Origin of the sequence: Myxococcus hansupus, from assembly GCF_000280925.3 — a bacterium.
Taxonomy (GTDB): domain Bacteria; phylum Myxococcota; class Myxococcia; order Myxococcales; family Myxococcaceae; genus Myxococcus; species Myxococcus hansupus.
On the sequence record NZ_CP012109.1, the window covers coordinates 3378985 to 3395588 of the forward strand.

Genomic DNA, 16604 nt, shown 5'->3' on the forward strand with positions numbered 1-16604 from the left:
GCCATGTGGACCGTACCGCTCATCGTTGGATTGCTCCTGACCACGGCCGAGGCCGCCGCCGCCGCGTCGCCTTCGGGCACCGCCACCGTCCCGCTGGAGGAGTTGATTCCGCTCTATGCCCAGCGCGAGGCGCCCCCCACCACGCCGCCGCCCACCGAGGCGTTGGTGAAGAGCCAGCTCAAGGGCCGGCTCACGGCGGATGCGCTCTTCGTGGAAGGACACTTCGACGTGGAGGTGCTCGCGGACGGACGTTGGACGCAGGTGCGCCTGCTCCAGCTCGACGCGGACACCTTCCCGGGCACGCTGCCCGCGGTCGAAGGCGCCACCGTGGGCGTCATCGACGGGCACCTGTGCCTGCTCACGCGCAAGGCGGGCCGCTACGTCTTCGATGTGGGGCTCCATGTCCGTTCACCCGGCGCGGGCCCGGAGCGCCGCGCGCAGCTTCGCTTCGGCGCCCACGTGTCACCGGTGCCGCTGTCGCTGGAGGCGGACACCTCCGTGTTCACGCTGGCGGAGCCCCTGCCCACGCTGGGTGGCGAGGCGTTCGCCGTCTATCCCCAGCAGGGCGCGCTGCGCGTCGGCTGGCGGGCCGCGCTGGCGCAGACGTCGCCCCAGCAGAAGCAGCAGGTGCGGCCGCCGCTGGAGCCGCGCATCACCGAGGCCAACGCGTCCTGGGTCTCCACGCTGGAGGGCCGCGCCACGCTGCGGGTCAGCTACGCGCTGAGCCTGGACCGCGAGCAGCCGCTGGACCTGGTGCTCCCCGAGGGGCACCGGCTGGAGCGCGTCACCCTCAACGCCATCCCCATCCCCGTGATGTCCGAGGAGGGGAGCTTGACGCTGAAGGCCGCTCCCGCGCGGCTGGGTGAAACGACGGGGACGCTGGAGGTGGTGTTGTCGCGCGAGCTGGGCGTCTTCCACCTCTCCGGGCGGCTGCACCTCGCGCTGCCTCGCGTGTCGTGGCCGGTGGCGGAGCTGCGCGCCCGGGCGCACTTCCCCGCGGTGTTCAACTACCGCCGGGAAGGAGGCAGCCTGGAGCAGTATGAGTCCGCGTCCGTCTCCGAGGCCGGGGCGTCGGGGCTGCCCGGAAAGGCGCTCCACTTCCGTCAGTATCTGGTGGCGGCGTCCGCGCCCACGCTGGAGCTGGGCTACTCCGTGGACATCTCCGGCAGCTACTTCCGCTGAAGCCGGGGCAGGGGGGCCACCACCGCGAAGGTGGTCCCCACGTCCGTCGCGGGCAGGAGCTCCAACCGCGCACCGAAGGCCCGGAGCATGGACTGCGAAATCGTCAGGCCCAGTCCCGTGCCGCCGCGCTCACGGGCGGTGGTGAAGAAAGCGTCGAAGATGCGCGCCCGGTTCGCTTCGGAGATGCCTCGGCCGGTGTCCCGCACGAGGACTCGCACGGTGGAGGTTTCGTCCTCCTGCTCCACCGCGAGATGGAGCTGGACGTCTTCTCCGCCATGCTGGCGCGCGTTGGTGACGAGCTGCCACAGCACGTCGTCGAGGACCTCTTGCGGCAGCGCCACTTTCAGTCCCGAAGGAGGCGCCGATACCTGGAGGTTGGACACCCCCTCTGCGCGGACTCGGGTGGCGAGCGCGTCCAGCACCGGCGCCACTTCGGTCCGGGCGGACGTGGCCGTCATGGAGTCCGCGCGGGCCAGCTCGAGGAGGCGCTGGACCAGCCGGGTGAGTCTTCGGGCATCCGCGTCCACGTTGGCGAGGAACCGCGCGCGCTGCTCCGGCGTCATGGCGTCCGCGCTGTCTCGCAGCAGCTCCACCGCGCCCTGGATGGAGGCCAGCGGCGTCTTGAACTCGTGGGACACGTTGGCCGCGAAGGAGCGGATGTACTGGTTCCGGTCTCTCAGCGCGGTGGCCATGCCGGCCAGCGATTCGGACAGCTCGGCCAACTCGGCGACGACGGGGCGGGCCACAGGCTCGAAGCCGGCGGGGTCGCTCGCGGCGATGGCGCGCGTCTGCCGCATCAACGCGCGCAGGGGCCGGCCCACCAGCGCGCCGGCGGCCAGGGACATCAGCGCCACCACGCCGAGCAGCACGAAGCCCGTGGCGGTGAGGTTCCACCGGTCCGCGTACGTCGCCTTGGCGAACGTCATGGGCGTGCGTGTCAGCACCACCGCGCCCCAGACGCGGTCTCCTTCCAGGACGGGCAGGGCCACGGAGACGCGGATGCCCGTGTCGCGGCTGAGGGAGGCCAGCGGGGTGTCCTCGGGCTCGGCGTACCGGCGGCGCAGCACGCTGACGGGCTCGCCGCGCAGGGCGCGTTGGACCTCGAGGCGGTCCGCCAGCGTGGCACCCAGGAGCGCGGCGCTGCTGCTGGCCACCACCACGCCCTCCGTGTCCACCACGCGGATGCCGGCCAGGGTGGCGGCGCGGACCTGTTCGAGCAGCGGCGTCAGGCGCTGCCCCGCGGCCTGGGACAGCGGTTCGGCGGGGACGCGCGAGGCCTTGGGCGTGTCCCCGGCGGGCAGCGGCGCGTCCGCGGCACGGAGCGATGGGAGGATGGGCCGCAGCCGCGTGTCGTCGGGGATGGGGAAGGGCCACGGGGCGGTGCGCTCGCGGCCGAAGGTGTCGGGCGGCTCGGCGTCCCGCAGTCGATCTCGGAAGACCTCCGCGATGACCGCGCCCTGGGCGATCAGCTCCGACTCCGTCTGCCGGATGAGCTGGTTGTCGTAGACGCGCACGAAGGCGAGCCCCGCCAAGGTGAGCATGAAGCCCGCGACGCCCACGGCGGCGAACACGAGCCACAGGCGCGGGCGCGCGCGGCGCTCAGGGGAGGGCGAGCCGATAGCCGAGGCCATGCACCGTCTCGATGACTTCTCCGCCCGCGGACGCGAACTTCTGCCGGACCCGGCGCACGTGGCTGTCAATGGTCCGGTCGCTGACCACCACGTCGTCGTAGACGCGCGTCATCAGCTCGTCGCGGGTGAAGACCTTGCCGGGCACGCGGAGCAGCGTGGCCAGCAGTTGGAACTCCGTCACGGTGAGCACCACCTCGGTGCCGCTCCACCAGGCGCGCCAGCGCTCGGCGTCCATGCGCAGCGGCCCGCGCTCCTGCATGCGCGAGGTGGGCGCCTCGGGCTCCGGCGCCGGCGTAGGCCGGGCACGCCGCAGCACCGCCTTCACGCGGGCCACCAGCTCCCGGGGGCTGAAGGGTTTGGTCAGGTAGTCGTCGCCCCCCAGCTCCAGGCCGAGGATGCGGTCGACCTCGTCGTCTCGCGAGGAGAGGAAGACGATGGGCAGCTCGTGCTTGCGCCGGACCTCGCGGCAGACGGCGAGCCCGTCGAGCTCCGGCATCATGATGTCCAGGACGATGAGCGCTGGAAGTGCCCGGTCCACCTGCGCCAGGGCGGCGCGGCCGTCAGCGGCCTCCTCCACCCGGAAGCCACCTTGCTCCAGGGCGAAGCGGACGATTTCCCTCAGGTGGGGATCATCGTCGACGACCAGGACATTGAGACGCTCGGCCACGGTTGCTCGGAAGGGAGGAGGTGCGACGGCTCCCTCAGTCTACACGTGTCCGACGCGAGAAGCCGGCCGGGGTGTCTGTCGTACCCCCGGCCGGGTTGCCTGACTACCGGCGTGAGCGCCGGCGGGGCCGCGGGATGGCGACCGCCGCGGCGAAAAGGAGAATCACTGGAATGAAGATGAGCATCGTCTGAACCAACACCGCCGCCCCCGTTGAGGAAGTGCCGCTACTATGGCGGGCCGGTCTGACGTTCCGCTCGCGGCATTCCTGAAAACACGTTTTGACGGGACGGTGACAGGTCCGGATTCAGATGCGCTCGCGGGTGAGGACCTCGGAGCGCTCCTGGTCGTTCCAGGTGACCTTCCGGGTCTCCCGGCCGTTGAAGTAGATGGCCTCCCGGTCGCTGATGAGTTTGCGGATGGTGATGCGCGCCACGGACTGGCGGTCATCCACGCCGTGGGTCAGCTCGTAGCGGGCGACATCGCTGGGGACTTCGCCCAGGCGGAGCCGAATCTCCCCGAGCGCGTCCACGTAGTCCCCCAGGGACTCCAACTGCGCCAGCGCGCGTCCCATCACCTTGCCGGTGTGGCGGCTCAGGACGCGGTCCCAGAAGAGGTAGCCCGCGCCCAGCGTCGCCGCGCTGGTGAAGAACATGAAGAAGTTGAGCGCCGGGTCCAGCACCCGGTTGCGAGTGAGGCCCGGCGGGGTCGACGCGTCGACCAGGATCTCCTTCATGGCCTCCACGGCCGAGCGGTGGGCCAGGTGCGTCCACTCCCGCGCGTCCCGCTCCGCGCCGAACGCCCACCAGCAGAGTCCCAGGTGCAGCGCGAGGAGCGACTGGCGTGCCTTGTCGTGCTCCAGCGCCAGGGCCTCCTTGATGGACTCCCGCGCGGCCCTCAGACGTTCCAGCCGCACGTCGCGTGGGACGCCGTCCGCGCGCACCGCTTCCAGGTGCTGCCGGGCGGTATGGAAGGGGCCTCGATGAAAGGGGCGCACGTCCCGGCGAAGGCCGTGCAGCAGGTCGAGCTGCGTCTCCTGGACGCCGAGCATCGCCTCCACCAGCGACACTGGAACGGGCGCTTCCAGCCTGCCTCCCGCCCGCGGAAGAACCGCCAGGACGAGCTCATCCCACTTGGCCATGGATCGACTCCGTGAGGCTGGGCAATGCAAGACACGACGCAAGCCCCCTGGCGGGTCAGTCTGCCATAAGCCTCGCGCCATTGAAGTGTTTGGCATTCATTTCGTGCGAGAGCGGCATTCTTCAATGACCTCGAAGCGTGTCAGTGTTGGCCCGGAGGCGGGGCCATGTACATGCGGAAGCGCGTCACCGGCCGGTAGCCCAGGCGGGTATAGACAGGCTGGCCGGCGTCCGTGGCGTGGAGGACGGTGCGCTGGATGCCCCAGTCCTGCTGGGCCTTCTCCAAGGCGTGCCGCATCGCGGCCTCGGCGGCGCCCTGACGGCGGAGCTGGGGCAGGGTCGCGACCAGCGCGACGTAGGCGGCCTGGTCCACGCGCATCACCAACGTGCTGGCCGCGGCTTCGTCATTCCGGCACGCGACGAAGCCCCGGCAGTCTCGGCCGTAGAGCGTTTCCTCGTCGAAGGCCTCACGGCCGAAGTGTCGAGGGACGTCGTACGAGGTTGAGTTGATGTCGGCCACGGCCTGGCGGCCCCAGGCATCCGATACCGCGCGCACGTCAAATGAGGGCAGGGCACGGGTGGGCGGTTGCAGTCCGTCCGCGACCATTCCGGTGACGCTGATGTCGGCCTTGAGGCCATACCAGGCGAGGATGGAGGGCGCGCTTTCGCGCACGGCGGGGGCCAGCCAGTCGTCGTTGATGACGAAGCACCAACCGTGCTTGCCCGCGGCGAAGTAACGGGCGGCCGAGGCAGCGGAGGCCGCGAGTGCCTGCTCCGTCTCGACGGGCTCGCGCAGGAAGGCCGCGTTCATCATCGACCAGGTGACGTGGCAGGCGGTGATGTAGATGTCGGAGCGTTCCACGACCTCCCCGGCCTTGCTGCCCAGCGCGAACAGTCTCCATGCACCGCGGTATTGAGCGTTGGATTCGTCAATCTCGGCTCGAGTGGTGGAGGTGGTCATCGGGCTCCTGGGGGTTGAGGGAATCGGCGAGTGTACCTCGACTGGCGTGTGGCGAAGGGCACCCGGCGCGTCTACGTTGAGGCGATGACGCATGCGGCGCCCGAAGCGTGGACACTGCCCTGGCGGGGCCTGGGCCTGAGCAGCAACCTGAGCGTGGCGGACGTGCCGCAGCCCTACCGGATGTTGGACGAATCACCCGGCCTCTTCGACTACGTGGAGTACAGCGCGCCGCTGTCGCTGGAGGCGTCGAAGGCGCACGCGTCGCTGTTCCCGGAGATGTGGCGCCGTCGGCACGAGGTGCCCGTGTTGTTCCACCCCGTCCACCTCAACCTCTGGGGCCCCGCACTGGAGCCCGCACAGGCCTTGATGGACCTGGAGGCCCACGCGCGCGCCGTGGAGAGCCCGTGGGTGGGCAACGACGTGGGGTGGTGGCATGTCGAGGGCCAGCCCTTTCCCGGCTACCTCTACTTCACGCCGCCGTTCAACGAGGCAGGGCTGGAGGAATGCGTCACGCACGCGCTCCACGTGCAGCGGCACCTGTCCAGGCCGCTCGCGCTGGAGAACCCCGCGGTGCTGGCGCGGCGCGGGCACTGGCACGTGCTCGACTTCATGGCGAAGCTTCACGCGCGCACCGGCCTGCCGCTGCTCCTGGACCTGGGGCACCTGTTCAGCCATCAGTTGTCCGCGGGCCTGCCGCTGGAGTCGGGGCTGGATGGCTTCCCGCTCGACCAGGTCATCGAACTGCACATCGCGGGCGGCGTCGTCACGCACCGGGGCGCGCGCAGCTTCTACGTGGATGACCACACGCAGCCCGTGCGCGAGGAGCTGTTCACGCTGCTGGCGTCACTGATTCCCCGCTGCCCGTCCCTGCGCGCCGTCACCTTCGAAGGGGATGGCCATCCGCCCGAGGTCGCGCTGGCGTCGTTACGCCGGCTGCGCAAGCTGGTCCCTGCGGGGGCGCGTCCGCCGCTCACGCTTCGCGTGCCGGAGGCCGTCGACGTGCCACCGCTGACGGAGGGCAGCCAGCCCTGGGCGTTGTTCGACGCCGGTTATGCCGCGGCGCCCGCCAGCTCCGTGGAGGACGAGGCGGGGACCGTGGCCGACCAGGATTTCCGCCTGGCCGTGGTCGCCGAGGTCCTGGACCGGGAGTGGCCGCTCACACGCCTGTTGCTCGCCGGGACGCGGGAGTCGCTGGCGGCCTTCACGGGCTCGAAGGAGTTCCGGAAGACTTTCGCGGCAGGCGGGCGTTCGCCGGGGCAGGCCTTCGCCTCCTGGGCCATGCGCCGCCTTCGAGAGCAGAAGGAGGAGGGGGCCTCCGCGGTGCTGACGCTGGAGATGCTCCTGCCCTCCCTGTTCATGCGGCGGGTGCCCGCGCCGGGGCCTGGGCAGGTGGGGCTGGCCGAGGACGTGCGGCTGGGGTCACTCCCGGTGGACCTGTCCGAGCTCGTCTATGCCGCTCGCGCCGTGCGCCGCCACCTCACGGCCCGCGCGTGGGCGAGCGGCGCCTTGGAGCTGTCGGGCCTGGAGACGTTGCTCCAGGTGTCGCGGCGTCCAGAGCCGGGGCCGTGGACCTTCATCGCCCGGCGCAGGTCCGGAGGGACGGAGCTGACGAGCGCGTCTGGAGGATTGGTGGGATTCCTTGGAAAACTGGCGGCGCAGGCCGTGACAGAGGCGGAGGTGGACCCCTTGCTCGTGGCCGAGGCGCGCGAGCGAGGGCTGATCCGCCGAGGTTAGGTCAAGAATTGTCCGGGATTGGACCGAACCCTTGCGCGGACCGTCCCGGTAAGATAGGTCGCGCCGCCATGGCGTCCCCCCTTGTCGTCGGAATTGCGGGCGGCACCGCGTCCGGCAAGACCACCGTTGCTCGCAAGGTTCGCGAGGCACTGGCTGACTGCCGCGTGGCCTTCATTGATCAGGACTCGTACTACCGGGACCTGAAGGACCTCCCGCTGGCGGAACGGCGCGAGGTGAACTTCGATCACCCGGACGCCTTCGACCGGGAGCTGCTCGTGCAGCACCTGAAGGCGTTGAAGTCCGGTCAGCCCATCCAGAAGCCCGTCTACGATTTCGTGACGTCGTCCCGTCTGCCTCAGACGAAGAACGTCGAGCCCGGCGACATCATCCTCATCGAAGGCATCCTCGTCCTCCACATGAAGGAGGTCCGGGATGAGATGGACGTGAAGATCTACGTCGACGCGGATGACGACCTGCGCATCCTTCGGCGCCTCACGCGCGACATCAAGGACCGCGGCCGCGACTTCGACCACGTGGTGAGTCAGTACCTGCGCCACGTGCGGCCCATGCACATGGGCTTCGTGGAGCCGTCCAAGCACTTCGCGGACATCATCATCCCGCACGGCGGCAACAACGAGATCGCCATCGGCATGTTGGTGGGCGCCCTTCGCGGGAAGCTCTCCGGCCCCACGGCGCGCGAGTAGTCAGCACCGCCGCAGGAAGTCGCTCAGCGGGCCATGCAGCCGCTCCGAATCCAGGAGCAGCGAGGCATGGTCCCCCGGGCCCGGCAGCTCCAGGAAGCGGGCGCTCACGCCCGCGGCGCTCAGCAGGTGGTAGGTGTCCCGCACCCGGTTCACCGGGGCCATGGCGTCCGACGCGCCGGCCACCAGCAACACCCGCGCGCGAATCTGCGAGAAGCCGTCCGACACGTCGCTGCCCGCGTAGGCCGAGCACAGCGAGGCCCAGGACACCGCGTCGAACGCATTGGCGAAGGCGTCCGCGTCCGCCTCTTGCGCCGCGCGCGCGGTGTCCGCGTCGGGGAACATGGCGCTCAGGAACTCGCGTCCGCACAGCAGCTTCTGGAAGTCCAGGCGCAGCTTGCGCATCGTCTTTCGCGGCGGTGCGTCCGGCGCATAGAGCCCGTCTCGATAGTCCGGGTCCGCGCGCAGCACCTGCCATGACAGGCCCAGCTTCTCGCGCACGCCTTCGGTGAGCGCCCGCGCGGAGCCAATCGCCACGACGCCTTCAGCCAGGTCCGGGAACAAGGCGGCCAGCCGCAAGGCCACATGGCCGCCCAGCCCCACGCCCACCACCGCGCGCACGTGGCTCAGTCCCAGCGCACGCAGGGACGCGGACACCCCGCGCGCCATGTCCTGCACGGTGAGCGGCGGCAGCTCGAGCCCCCAGCGTGCGCCCGTGACGGGGTTCATCGTCGCGGGCGACGTGCTGCCGAAGGGACTGCCGAGCAGCCCCGGTGAGATGACGGGCGTGACGGCGGGGTCCAACGCGAGGCCCGTCCCCACCAGGGCCCGGCCCCATCCCGAAGGCTGGTACGCCGAGTCCTCCACCGGCCCCAACGCGAGGTGCGAGTTCGCGAGGTCGTGCAGCAGCACCACCGCTTTGCCGTCTGATGGTTCTCCGTAAGCGGCCCAAGCCACCTGGGGATTGCCCAGCAGCTCTCCTTCCTCCAAGGGAAGAGGCGTGGTGAACACGTGGGTGCCGGTGGCCTGGATCACGTTGGGGAATTTTCATATCACTGCTGGGACAAAGGCACAGGAGACTGCCGCTTGAAGCGCTACTTCGGAGTCATCGTCATCATCGCGGGTGTGCTGCTGGCCGCCGTCATGAGCTACCGCAGCGCCAGTGGTCGCGCGCTGGAAGCGCAGCGGAACGCGGATCAGCAACGCATCCATGCGGAGTACCTCGAGCGCGTCGGCTGGATGCGCGCCAACCCGGACGAAGCCAGCTACCGCGACGAGCTGAAGCCTTTCTTCAAGAACTACTTCGAGCAGGTGGACGCGCACCTGACCCGTTTCCGCGGGAACACGAAGTTCGACGACTACCTGCTGGAGATGGAGAAGCGCGCGGAGAGCGGCGCGAAGGATGACCGCGCCAACGACCGCAAGGCCTTCTACGAGTACACGCGCAAGACGTTCGACAGCATGCGCGAGGGCCGCTACCGCCCGGTGTGGACCGCCACCGAGAAGGGCATGCGCCTGGACATCATCTCCTCGGACGTGGTGATGGTGCTGGGCAAGCCGCAGATTCGCCTGCAGATGGCGGTGTGGGGCGCGCAGCGTGTCCTCAAGGAGGAGGGCAAGGTGCTGAAGATGCTGACCAGCGCCTCCTTCGACACGGTGTGGAAGCTCACGGACGCGAAGGGGAAGCTGCTCGGCGAGATGCGCGGTGCGGACCCGTCCATGAAGATTGACCACCCGGAGCGCTTCGTCCGCGAGTTCCCCCCGCAGATGCTGCTGGGGCACTACGACCTGGACCTGCTGCCGAACGAGGTGGCGAAGATGGAGATGACCATCAACCTCTCCTCGAGCGCGGCCTCTGGCGGCACGGCGGCGGCCACCTACGTGTGGAAGGTGGACCCCATCCCGTCCGACTGGAAGCTCGGCGCTGGTGAGTCCTGGGAGGGTGCCACCCAGGAAGAGCGCCCCGAGGAGGAGATTGACCCGTCGAAGGCCGCGCGGAACTAGGCGGCCCCTCCGGGGTCAATCCACCACGGCGAAGTGAGAGCCGAGCCGGTACGCGGACAGCGTGCCGGCATCATCCAGGAAGTAGAGGTTGAGGCGCACGTCCGCCTGGAGCGCGACGAGCCCCACCCCGGCCTGGACCTCCGCGAGCACCTGACCGCCGCGGGGGTCCACGGCCCGCACCTTCTCGCCGGGAATCAGCGTGACGTCCCGCGCGGTGTGCGCGGGCAACGCGCTGATGAGCGGCTCGCCCGAGACGCCCACGCGCCAGTCCACCGTTCCGGAGGCCGCCACCCGCGTGGCCGCGCCCGAGGCGCTGGTCACCACCACCGCGCGCGGCAGGGGGGCCAGGGCATACGGGCCCGGGCCCAGGTTCAGCGGCCGCTCCCACAGGCGCCGGCCCTTGCCGTCGAGGCACAGCAGCATGCCCTCCCGGTCGCGCTCGCCCGCGATGAACACCCGCGAGCCCACCGGAAGTGGCGCGGACAGGTGTGACAGGTCCGGCTCGCACGTCCAGATGGATTCGCCGGTGTGCGCGTCCGCGAGCAGCAGCGCCCAGTGCGAGCCGCGCCCGAGCATGGCCAGGAAGCGGCGGCCCCAGGCCACCGGAGCGCCGTGGAACGGCATGGGCGCCCGCATGCGGTAGCGGACCTGTCCGTCCTCCAGGTCGAGTCCGTAGAGATAGCCCGAGTCCGTTCCCACCAGCGCCCGGTGTCCCTGCGTGGCCAGCCAGCTTCGCTGCGTCCGGGGTGGGGCCAGTCGCCAGATTTCGCGCCCGGTGGCCTCCGCGAAGGCGACCACCGTGCGGTCCTCGGAGAGGGTGAGCAGCAGCCCGTCCTTGCGCAGTAGCAGCGGCCCCAGGGGGATGCCGTCATGGTCGTGCAGCCAGCGCGCGCCGCCGCCCCGGCCCGTGAAGCCGTAGACGCGCGCGATGTCCGCCGCCACGGCGTGGCCGTCCGCCGAGGCCGCCACGCCCAGCGCCGCGGCGCGTTTCCACAGCAGCGTCCCGTCCTTGCGGGAGAAGGCCGACGCGAGCTGCGGCGCGCAGTACACCGGACCGTGCCGGCCGAGCAGCAGGCGCGACTCCTCCGCATCCGGCAGGCCGCGCTGCTCCCACAGCTTCGCGAAGCGCAGCCGGCGCAGGCGCCCGGGCACCTTCAGCGGCCGCGATGCGCCCTGGCCGGGGCGGGGCTTCTTGTCCCGGGCCGCGCGCTGGGCCTCGGGCGGTTGGACGGGGCCGCGCAGGTGGGAGAGGCCCTCGCGGCAGCGCTCCGCCAGCTCCACGCGGTAGGTGTTGCTCACCAGGGCCCGGTCCGCCTCCGCGAAGGCCGCGGCCAGGGATTCACCCAGATGGAAGAGGGCGGCGGCGAGCACGTTGCCGGCCAGGGGGAACGCCGTCCCGGTGCGGCCGACCTTCGCCTGTCCCGACTTCAAGTCGACCAGCAGCGCCGTTTTCACGCCGGCGGGGGCCAGCTCGAAGCGGGGCTCTCCCAGCTCCACCGCGCGCGACAGCTCCACCGCCAGCCGGGACAGCTCCAGCACGGTGAGGAAGGGCGGGCCGGATATCTTCCAGGCCTCGGACTTGCCGGGCAGCGACAGCCACACCTCACCCGCCGCCAGCAGCGGGGCGAGCAGTCCCGCCGTGGCCCTGGCGGCGCCTCGGCCCGTGGGGACTCCGGCGTCACGGAGCTCGAAGCCGAAGCCAGGGAGTTCGGTGGGCTCGTGGCGGCGTGTGGCGGGGCGGGCGGGGGCTTCGTCCGGCGGGCGGGCGGGGCGCCGCAGACCCTTGAGCGGCTCCTTGAGGGCCTGGGCGAGGGAGGCGGAAAGCGTCTTGGGGCCTGTCCGCGTGACATCCGCGAGGAAGCGCTCCCCGGCCTCCCGGGCCGCCTCCGCCAGTTCCTCCAGCTCCACCCGCACGGGCGGCCGCATCAGCCGGGCCGGGCGCGCGAGGTTGGCCACCAGCAGCTCCACCTCTGGACCCACACGCCGGAGCACCAGCTCCAGGTGGGCTTCAGGCAGGGAGACCTGGGCCAATCGGTGTCGCCCCCCGTATAGCGCCGCAACTGAGCGCACCAGGGAGGGCACCACTTCTGCTAGAGACTCCTCCACGGCCCCGGACAGAAGGTCCACCCCGTCCAATTCCAGTGCGATGGAATCGAGCGGGGAAGCCGCGGGTTCGCGTTTCCAGCGCTGTCCGATGCGTATGCGGGTCATCTTGCGTTCGTTGACAAGCCAGTTTAGCGATGGCTAGCATCCGCCGCCTATACGGACCTACATTTTTGTAACCGTTCGGAATTCCTGGGGAATACTCGATGACATTTTACGAGGCCGCGCTCCGCATCCTGGAGAGCGAAGGTCGTCCCCTCCACTTCCTTGAAATTACCGAGAAGTCCATCGAGCAGAGCCTGCTTTCCCACGTGGGCAAGACGCCTGAGGTGACGATGCTGTCGCGCCTCGCAGCCATGGCGCGCCGCACGCGGGACCGCAAGGTGCTCGTTACCGCGAAGGATACCTTCGCGCTGGTCGACTGGGCGATTCCCGAGGACGTCGAGGCACTGGCTCAAACTGGCGTGGTGGAGCCGCATCCGGAAGAGGAGCTGCCGCCGCTGCGCCCGGTGGAGCGTCACCCCGAGCCTCGCACGGACAACGTCCGTGTCGCGGGCCGTGGCAGCGACCGCAAGCGCCGCCGGGACGAGGACGAGGAGCGCGGTGGACGCCGCAAGCGCTTCCCGCCGCTGCCCGAGGTGGTGTTCGAGATTCTCAGCGACGCGGAGGTCGCGCTTCGCACCGAGCAGATCATCGAGCGTGCCCGGGCCAAGGAGCTGTGCTCCGAGGAGACCTCGGTGGAGGCGGTGCTCACCGCGCTGCTGGAGGACAACCAGCGCCGCATCGACGCCGGCCGCCGCCCGCAGTACGCCTTCAGCAAGGACTCCGGCGAGGTGTCGCTGGAGCGCGCCGGTGCCCCGAGCGAGGCCCCGCCGCTGGAGCTCCAGGCCGCGTTCGCGCAGGCGCTGGGCATCCCGCTGGAGGGAGGGCGCCCGCTGCTGGGCAAGCCGTCCGCCGCCGCGGGCGAGCCCCAGGCGGATGCCGCGCTGGTGTCCACGCTGCGCGCCGCGCTCAAGGATGCGCGCCGCTCCGTGGCGCGTGGGCTGCGCAAGCGCCTGGGCGAGCTGGACGTCGGCACGTTCGAGAAGTCCGTCGTGAAGATGATGCACGGCCTGGGCTTCCGCGAGCTGAAGGTGGCGAAGCGGTCCAAGGAAGGCCCTTTGCTCACGGCGCGCAAGCGCGAGGGCAGCGTGGAGCTGCGTTACGCGGTGCGCATGCTGAAGGGCACGCCGGGCATCGACCGCAAGTCGGTGCAGGAGCTGCGGCGCGACCTGGGCCACTACTCGGCGCAGGTGGGCTTGCTGGTGAGCGCGGGTGACGTGCGCGGTGATGCGCGCACCGAGGCGCAGGCCAGCGGCTCGTTGGTGATGCTCTGGTGCGGTGACGCGCTGGGCGAGAAGTTCCTGGAGGCGAAGACGGCCGTCGCCGTCACCCAGGTCGAGCTGTTCGAGGTCGACGAGAAGTTCTTCGATGCCGCGAAGCTGGATGCCGAGGAGGCCCAGAAGCGCCGCGAGGAGCGTCAGCGCGAGAAGCAGGCTCGGGAGGGCGAGGAGACCACGGAGGCCGCGGCTCCGGAGCGCGAGACCGAGCGTGAGCGTCCGAGGGAGAAGCGTCGCCGCGAGCGTGAGCGGCGGGAGGCCCGTGAAGCTGGCGAGGCGTCCTCGGGTGATGGGGAGGTGGTTGCCCCGGCAGCCGCCGCGGAGGAGGCGCGTGACGCGGCCCCCGCGCCGGCAGCGCCTGTCTCGCAGGGCCGTGAGGACGACGAGGAGGGCGACGACGAGGAAGGCGATGATGAGGACCTCGAGGCCGCCAGCGCCTTTGTCGGCGGTGCGCGTCCTGACGGGGCCGCGGGTGAGGCCGGAGCCGAAGGGGCTCAGGGCGACCGCAAGCGCCGCCGTCGTCGTCGTCGGGGTCGTCGCGGCCGTGGCAACCGCGCGGGTGAGGCCGGCGCCGCCGGTGCTCCGGGCGAGGGTGAAGCCGGTGCCGCTGCTGCGGGTGAAGCCGTGGCCGGGGCTGGTGCGGGTGAAGCTGGTGCCGGTGCTGGGGCTGCCGCGGGTGAAGCCGCTGCTCCGGGTGGAGCCGTAGTCGGTGAGTCCGGCGTCGCGGCGGCTCCGGGCGAGAGTGAAGCCGTGGCCGGTGCCGCTGCTTCGGGTGCGCATGGGGCGGGCGATGCCGCTGCTTCAGGCGGGCCTGCGGCGGGCGAGACTGCTGTTTCGGGTGCGCTTGCGGCCGGCGAGACTGCTGCTTCCGGTGCCTCTGCGGCCGGCGAGACGGCTTCAGGTGCGTCTAAGGGCGGCGTTGCTGCTTCCGGTGCGTCTGCGGCCGGCGAGACGGCTTCGGGTTCTTCTGGGGTCGGCGAGACCACTGCTGGTGTTCCTGGGGTCGGCTCCGCCGCTGCTTCAGGTTCCTCTGGGGTCGGCGAGACCACTTCAGGTGCGCCTGGGGCCGGTGAGGCTGCCGCCGTCGCCGGGGCTGCCGCCGACGCCGCTGTTGCTGGGGCCCTCCTGGCCGAGTCCGGCGTCGTCGCCGTGGCTCCGGGAGAGGGCTCCGTGAGCGGAGCCGGCGGGTCGCCGGTGAAGAGTGCCGACGCTGCCGCTGATGGCACGCCCGACGTCAGCGTGTCGGGGGCGTCCGCCAACGGCGCGGCGCCTCAGGCCACCGCGACGCCCACTGTGTCCACGAGCGCGCAGGGCTCGGCGCCGACGGACACCGTGGCCGCCATCGCCGCCGAGGCGGACGCGGCTGCCTCGGAACCCAGCCCGGAGGCGCTCGCGCGTCCCGACGGCGCTGCGGATACGTCCGAGCCTGCCTCCCCGCCCAGCGAGGGGGAAGCATCCGAGGACACGTCCAAGGCTCCCAGTGGGCCCTCTGGTGAGCGCGAAAGCTGACGTCGCGCTCCGGGCGGTGAGGGATTGACCGGCGCGGTCGCTCTCCAGGTGTTACCCTGGAGAGCGATGAAGCCGGTCCTGTTGCTCGCCTCCTGCGTTGTCCTGCTCGGTGCCTGCCGCTGGCAAGCACCGCGCTACCCGGTGGAGCCGGTGGAGTTGTCCGGTGCCACCCTGAAGGACAATGCCCTCCTGGGACTGGCTCCCGAGGGCGTGGCCACGCTCTTCTCCGCGGCGCTCAAGGATTCGGGCCGTTTCGAGCAGAAGGGCGAGGACGCACCTCGTGAGGAGCGGCCCTGGCGGTTGACGCTGGAAGTGCCCTTCACCCGAGAGGTGCTGAAGGACGGCGACCCTCGCAGCTTCGCGGAGGTGGGCGCCAACCTCGTCCTCGAACGCTTTGGTGGGCGGCTGCCCCAGCGCTATGAGCTGGTGGGGCTGGGTGAAGCGCCCGTCGAGGAGGATTCGCCGGGCGGGCGGCAGAAGGCCATGCGCGAGGCGCTGGCCAACGTCCTGCACCAGGTGACGGAGTCCGCCGTCATGCAGCTCACCGCGCTGGACCGCACCGACGACGAGCTGGTGCAGGACCTCAAGGCCTCGGACGCGCGCGTCCGGGAGTTCGGCCTGCGCACGTTGGCGGAGCGGCAGCACCCGTCCGCCGCGCCGCTGCTCATCGAGCGTCTCAAGGAAGCGACCGACGCGGAGACGGTGCGCAAGACGATGGGCTCGCTGGTGGAGATGAAGGCGCGGGTCGCGGTGCCGGTGCTCATCGACCTGGCGCGGGGCCGGGACTTGAGCTTCGTGCAGGAGATTGTCTTCGCGGTGGGCGAAATCGGAGGGCCGGAGGCGGAGGCCTATCTGTACACGATGGCCCAGGGGCATGATGCGCCCGCGGTCCAGGCCGCCGCGCAGCAGGCGCTGGACACGCTCTACGCATCACGCAAGCAGCACTCACCCCTGGAGGCGCGTGGCCCGGGCCGCGCGGACTGACATCGAGATGAAGCGTTCATTCGGCGTGCGCGGAGCGGTGGTGCTCGCGGCCCTGGTCCTGGGCACCGGTTGTTCCAAGAACGTGGACGCGGCGGCGGACACGGGCGCCAGCAGTGGCGACGTGTCGGAGTACTACCCGCTCGCGGTGGGCAACTCTTGGACGTACCGGATCAACGGCCGCGACGACAAATCCGTCACGGTGGAGATCGTCAAGGAAGAGGCGGGCATCTTCCACGACAACCAGGGCGGGCAGCTTTCCGTGGACGGCTATGGCCTGAGGGATCCCAAGCGCTACCTGCTGCGCGGTCCGCTGAAGACGGGGCACGCGTGGACCAACGTGGTGTCCGTGTCCTCGACGGAGCGCTACCGCATCGTCCAGGCCGGTGAGTCCTGCCAGACGCCCGCGGGCACCTTCCCGAACTGCGTGCAGGTGGAGGGCCGCAACCGCGTGGATGCCAAGGCCACGCTGGTGAACACCATGACCTTCGCGCCCGGGGTCGGCATGGTGCGTGTCGACATGGCGGTGGAGACCGACGGGCAGCTCATGCCCCAGACGTCCCTGGAGCTGACGGCCTGGCAGCTCCGCGATGGCGCGGCGCCGCCGTCCGGCTGA

At 70.8% G+C, this 16604-nt stretch carries 13 protein-coding genes; 7 read left to right on the forward strand and 6 right to left on the reverse strand.

The window, feature by feature from the left end:
• The first annotated feature begins 3 nt into the window (after positions 1 to 3).
• Positions 4 to 1182: a hypothetical protein gene (locus tag A176_RS13200; RefSeq protein WP_002638458.1), complete on the forward strand. Its 1179-nt coding sequence runs from the start codon at positions 4 to 6 to the stop codon at positions 1180 to 1182.
• On the opposite strand, the gene A176_RS13205 is transcribed toward A176_RS13200, so the two are convergent.
• From A176_RS13205 to A176_RS13220, 4 genes are all read right to left on the reverse strand, one after another.
• Positions 1170 to 2813 carry a sensor histidine kinase gene (locus A176_RS13205; RefSeq protein ID WP_002638457.1) on the reverse strand — a complete coding sequence of 548 codons (1644 nt, stop codon included), beginning with the start codon at positions 2811 to 2813 and terminating at the stop codon, positions 1170 to 1172. The two genes, A176_RS13200 and A176_RS13205, sit on opposite strands and share 13 nt — an antisense overlap.
• Positions 2782 to 3480 carry a response regulator transcription factor gene (locus A176_RS13210; protein ID WP_002638456.1) on the reverse strand — a complete coding sequence of 233 codons (699 nt, stop codon included), beginning with the start codon at positions 3478 to 3480 and terminating at the stop codon, positions 2782 to 2784. The genes A176_RS13205 and A176_RS13210 overlap by 32 nt, the downstream gene beginning before the upstream one ends.
• Positions 3481 to 3784: 304 nt before the next feature.
• The gene (locus tag A176_RS13215; protein ID WP_002638455.1) at positions 3785 to 4618 is read right to left on the reverse strand and encodes a hypothetical protein; all 834 of its coding nucleotides are present in this window, start codon (positions 4616 to 4618) and stop codon (positions 3785 to 3787) included.
• Between the two features lie 140 nt (positions 4619 to 4758).
• Positions 4759 to 5577 carry a GNAT family N-acetyltransferase gene (locus A176_RS13220; RefSeq protein WP_002638454.1) on the reverse strand — a complete coding sequence of 273 codons (819 nt, stop codon included), beginning with the start codon at positions 5575 to 5577 and terminating at the stop codon, positions 4759 to 4761.
• Positions 5578 to 5661: 84 nt separating this feature from the next.
• Here A176_RS13220 and A176_RS13225 point away from each other — a divergent pair, with 84 nt between their 5' ends.
• Positions 5662 to 7311 (forward strand): MbnB/TglH/ChrH family RiPP precursor modification enzyme, encoded by a 1650-nt coding sequence (locus A176_RS13225; protein WP_044889232.1) that lies wholly within the window; start codon positions 5662 to 5664, stop codon positions 7309 to 7311.
• A gap of 68 nt (positions 7312 to 7379) precedes the next feature.
• A complete protein-coding gene (gene udk / locus A176_RS13230; protein WP_002638452.1) occupies positions 7380 to 8015 on the forward strand; it encodes a uridine kinase in 636 nt (211 codons plus the stop codon).
• On the opposite strand, the gene A176_RS13235 is transcribed toward udk, so the two are convergent.
• On the reverse strand, positions 8016 to 9047 hold the full coding sequence (locus tag A176_RS13235) for an alpha/beta fold hydrolase (RefSeq protein ID WP_002638451.1): 1032 nt from the start codon (positions 9045 to 9047) through the stop codon (positions 8016 to 8018). It lies immediately after the preceding gene.
• Between the two features lie 51 nt (positions 9048 to 9098).
• Between A176_RS13235 and A176_RS13240 the strand changes: the two genes are divergently transcribed.
• Entirely contained in the window at positions 9099 to 10016 is a 918-nt protein-coding gene (locus tag A176_RS13240) for a hypothetical protein (RefSeq protein WP_002638450.1), read from the forward strand.
• 15 nt (positions 10017 to 10031) lie between these two features.
• On the opposite strand, the gene A176_RS13245 is transcribed toward A176_RS13240, so the two are convergent.
• The gene (locus A176_RS13245) at positions 10032 to 12227 is read right to left on the reverse strand and encodes an outer membrane protein assembly factor BamB family protein (protein ID WP_044889126.1); all 2196 of its coding nucleotides are present in this window, start codon (positions 12225 to 12227) and stop codon (positions 10032 to 10034) included.
• Between the two features lie 98 nt (positions 12228 to 12325).
• Between A176_RS13245 and A176_RS13250 the strand changes: the two genes are divergently transcribed.
• From A176_RS13250 to A176_RS13260, 3 genes are all read left to right on the forward strand, one after another.
• Positions 12326 to 15007, forward strand: a complete 2682-nt coding sequence (locus A176_RS13250) for an HTH domain-containing protein (protein WP_002636603.1) — start codon at positions 12326 to 12328, stop codon at positions 15005 to 15007.
• Positions 15008 to 15073: 66 nt separating this feature from the next.
• Positions 15074 to 15991 (forward strand): HEAT repeat domain-containing protein, encoded by a 918-nt coding sequence (locus A176_RS13255; RefSeq protein ID WP_002636602.1) that lies wholly within the window; start codon positions 15074 to 15076, stop codon positions 15989 to 15991.
• Positions 15969 to 16604, forward strand: a complete 636-nt coding sequence (locus A176_RS13260) for a hypothetical protein (RefSeq protein WP_002636601.1) — start codon at positions 15969 to 15971, stop codon at positions 16602 to 16604. The genes A176_RS13255 and A176_RS13260 overlap by 23 nt, the downstream gene beginning before the upstream one ends.